The following is a 4363-nucleotide window of genomic DNA, read 5'->3' on the forward strand; positions in this document are numbered from 1 at the left end:
GGCTGGCGCGGCCCGAAATCCGGCCCACCGCTGGGTGGCTGGCGGGGCTGCTGTTTCTGGCCACCGCCTCGCATGGCTTGCTCGATGCCATGACCACCGGCGGGCTGGGCGTGGCTTTCTTCAGCCCCTGGCACTTGGAGCGGTATTTCTTCCCGCTGCGGCCCATCAAGGTGTCGCCGCTCAGCATCCGAGGGTTCTTCGGGGCGAAGGGGCTGCGGGTGCTGGCCAGCGAGGCCATTTGGGTGGGGCTGCCGTGCCTGCTGCTGCTGCTGGGGCAGCGCTTGGCCAAGTTCAAACAGCTCGCAGCGGCCGAAAACCAGCTCCGCGGCTAGGTTACGCATACTTTACCCCGCGTTCTGCGTACTCCGGTGCATACCCATTTTTTATGCGCCTACAATTCCTCTCCGCGCTGGCTGCGCTTGGCCTTTCTGCCGGCTCGCTGGCGGCCCAAACCACGTCCCCGGCCCACACCGTTTTCCTGCTCGGCAACACTGCCCAGGGCGAACTGCCGGCCGCCCGCCTTCAGCAGCTGCGCGCTACGCTGGAGCGGCAAACCGGCCCCTTCACCGTGGTGCACCTCGGCGACATCGTGGCCAATACCGGCCTGGTAGCCAAGTCCGACACCGCCCTGGCCCAAGCCGAGCGCACCCGCGCCGACCAGCTCATTACCCTGGTGAAGGGCCTGCCGCAGGGCAAAATCTACTTCCTGCCCGGCGATAAGGACTGGGCCAACTCCGGCCGCGATGGCCTGAAAGCCGTACGCCGCCTCGAAAAATACATCGAGAAGCAGCTGCCCGGCCAGAATGCCTTCATCCCCACCAACGGCTGCCCCGGCCCCGAAGTGGTGGACGTGGCCCCGCTCGTGCGCCTCGTGGCCATCAACACCCCGTGGTTTACCCACCCCTTCGACCGCCCCGAAGCGCCCGACACCGACTGCAAGACCCTCACTAAAGAGGAGTTCCGCGAGCAGATTCAGGACCTGATTGACGACACCAAAAACAAGAACGTGCTGCTGCTCGGCCACCACCCCGTCGTCACCAACGGCGTGTACGGCGGCCACGAGCCGCTTTCGCGCCACCTCAGCCCGCCGGTGTTCGGCACCATCTACGCCGCCTACCGCCAGAATGTGGGCACCCCGCGCGACCTGGCCAGCCCCGGTTACCAGGAGCTGCGCAAGGAGTTGCTCAACACCCTGCAAAGCAACCCCGGCGTCATCTACGCCGCCGCACACGACTACAGCCTCCAGCTCACGCCCTTCCAGGGCAATTACCACGTCGTCAGCGGCAGCTTCATCGAAAGCGAGCACGTGGGCGCCAAAGGTCAGTCGCTCTACAGCAAAAGCGAGGAAGGCTACACCACCCTCGAATACTTCGCCGACGGCACCGTGAAGACGCACATCTTCACGTTCGAGAACAACACCCCGGCCCCCAAAGACGCCTACACCGCCACCCTGTTCCGCTCGGCCTGCGCCGACGGGGGCGACGCGAAGGCCCCACAAAACCCGTTCATCACCAGCTGCCCCGGCGCTACCAAAACCGTAGCCGAGGCCAAGCCCGATGCGCCCTTCCAGGCCACCACCACCGTGGTGCCCGGCCCCGAGTACAAGCCCACGGCCAGCAAGAACTTCTTCATCGGCAAGATTTACCGCTCGTCGTGGCTGCAACCCGTCACGGTGAAAACGCTGGATTTGGGCACCGAAAAAGGCGGCCTGCGCCCCACCGGCAAGGGCGGTGGACGCCAGACCACCTCGCTCAAGCTCATCGCGGCCGACAGCGCGGAGTACGTTTTCCGCTCCGTCGATAAGGACGTAACCAAGATTCTGCCGCCCGAGTTGCGCAACTCCATTGCCGCCGATGTGCTGCGCGACGTAACGGCTACGGCCAACCCGTACTCGAACCTACCCATCAGCTACATGCTCGACCAGACGGACATTCTGCACGCCCGGCCGCGCCTGTTCCGCCTGCCCGACAACCAGCAACTCGGCGCTTACCGCGAGCAGTATGCCGGCCTGCTCGGCACCCTCGAAGACTCGCCCAAAGACCCCAAGAAGAACCTGCCCGGCTTCGGCGGCTCCGACGAGGTAACGCGCAGCTTCGGCCTGTTCCGCAAGCTCTACAAAGACCACGAAAACAAGGTGGATGCCCCCGCCCTGGCCCGCGCCCGCGCCTTCGATATGCTGGTGGCCGACTTCGGCAAGCACGAGGACAACTGGAAATGGGCCGGCTACAAGCAGCCCGATGGCGGCACCCTCTACCGCCCCATCCCGCGCGACCGCGACCAGAGCTTCACCCTCTGGAACGGCTTCCTCACCTACCTGGCCAACCGCGAGTGGGCCGTGCCCAGCATCGAGGGCTTCAACACCGAGTTTCAGGACATGAAAAGCCTGAACTGGCCCGCCCGTCACCTCGACCGCTTCCTGCTGCAAAACCTCACCCGCGAAGACTGGCAGCAGGCCGCCAAATACCTGCAAACCAAAATCACGCCCACCGTCATCGACGGCGCCACCGCCCAGCTCCCGGCCGAAATCCAGGACAAATCGGGCAATGACATCAACCGCAAGCTCAAGGCCCGCATCCAGGAGCTGCCCAAGGCCATTGATGAATACTACCTGCTGCTGGCCCGTCGCGTCGATGTCGTGGGCTCGAACAAAGGCGAGGTATTCCAGGTGAACCGCCTGCCCGACGGCCAGGTGCGCGTGCAGATGTTCGACCGCGCCGGCGACACCGAAAGCCCCAAAGGCGCGGCCCTGTTCGACCGCACCTTCAAGCCCAACGAAACCCAGGAAGTCTGCCTCTACGGCCTCGGCGGCAAAGACGTATTCACCGTAACCGGCGACGGCGGCAGCCACAGCATCATGGTGCGCGTAATTGGCGGCGACGGCAAGGACAAAATCAGCGACAACTCCACGGCCAGCGGCCTGCGCAAGCTCACCAAGGTGTACGACGTGCCTGACACCGACCTACAGGCTGGTCCCGAGACGCACAGCGACATCAGCGCCCGGCCCGGCGTGAATAATTACGACCGCGAGCAGTTCGAATTCAATTCCTACAAGCCCACCATCGGCTTGGGCTACAACCGCAACGACGGCTTCACGGCCAGCGCGGGCATCAGCTTCACCACGCAGGGCTTCCGCAAGCCGGGCTACCGCAACCAGTACGCCGTGCTAGGCGAGGTGAGCACCGGCGGCCAGCGCCAGCTCACGCTCAGCACCCGTCACCGCTACGCCATCGGCAAGTTCGACGCGGGCGCTGCCGTCAGCTACGGCAACTATTTCCCGTTCTACAACTTCTTCGGCCTGGGCAATAACACCCCGCTCGACCAGGATAAGTACGATGTGAAATTCTACCGCGCCCGCTACCGCGGCGTTACGCTCAACGGCTTTCTGGAGCGCACCTTCCTGCAACGCAGCGTCTTCCGCGTCGGCCCATCGTTTGAATACTACGTTACCGATTTCGCCAACGACAGCTACCTCGGCGTGCTCAACCAGACGCCCGGCGCCGCCGACATTCGCCCCAACAGCAGTACCCAGCGCCTAATCGGCCTCAACGGCGTGTTCGACCTCGACCTGCGCGACCGCCAGGCCTTTGCCCGTCGCGGCGTGCGCCTGCGCGCCCAGCACGACACCTACCGCCAGCTCTCGGGCCCCGAGCGCACCTTCGGCCTCACCCAGGGCTTCGCCGAATACTACGGCACGGCCAAAATCGGCATTCCCGTTACGCTGGTGGTAAAAGGCGGCGGCGCCAAAAACTACGGCCCCGACGCCGACATTCCCTTCTACAAATTCGCTTCGCTGGGCCTGCGCGAGGGCCTACGCGGCTACTACCGCAACCGCTTTAGTGGCGACGCCAGCCTCTACTACAACACCGAGTTGCGCCTCGCCCTGGGCCAGGTCAAAAACGGCTTTCTGCCCTTCTACTACGGCGTGTTCGGCTTCTACGACCAGGGCCGCGTGTATTATCAGGGCGCTTCGCCCGGCGGCTGGCACTCCGGCTACGGCGGCGGCGTCTACATCGCCCCGGTAGTCGAAACCCTGGCCTTCGCCATTTCCTACCAGAAGTCGGTTGAGAGCACGCTCATCCAGTTCGGCCTGGGCTTCCGCATCGATAAATAGCCAGTCTGGCCCACCACCAGCGCTAACGCCCGCTCCTGCTTCAGGGGCGGGCGTTAACTTTTAACGACCTCGGCTGTCTATAAGCAGCTCCGCCAGGCGGCAATCGCCCGCGACCTTTTTGCCTTGAACAACTTCCTTTTTTCGGCCCTGATTCGCGGCTACTGCCGGGCCGGGCGGTGGCGGTGGGTGGTCCTCGTGCTCGGGCTGAGCCTGAGCCTTACGCGGCCCGCCCGCGCCCAGGATGCCCCGTCC

At 64.6% G+C, this 4363-nt stretch carries 2 protein-coding genes; both read left to right on the plus strand.

What is annotated here, in order from left to right:
- A partial coding sequence (locus ACYVDE_RS15600; protein ID WP_460502464.1) for a metal-dependent hydrolase occupies nt 1–332 on the plus strand: 332 nt, incomplete at its 5' end.
- A 53-nt stretch (nt 333–385) separates the two neighbouring features.
- Nucleotides 386–4111, plus strand: coding sequence for a BamA/TamA family outer membrane protein (locus tag ACYVDE_RS15605; RefSeq protein WP_460502466.1), 3726 nt, complete (start codon nt 386–388; stop codon nt 4109–4111).
- Nucleotides 4112–4363: the final 252 nt, after the last annotated feature.

It is taken from the genome of Hymenobacter agri (genome assembly GCF_054778495.1).

What these genes read in the sequence shown, in the direction of transcription:
- ACYVDE_RS15605 (WP_460502466.1), top strand. Translation starts at nt 386, where the DNA reads ATGCGCCTACAATTCCTCTCCGCGCTGGCTGCGCTTGGCCTTTCTGCC.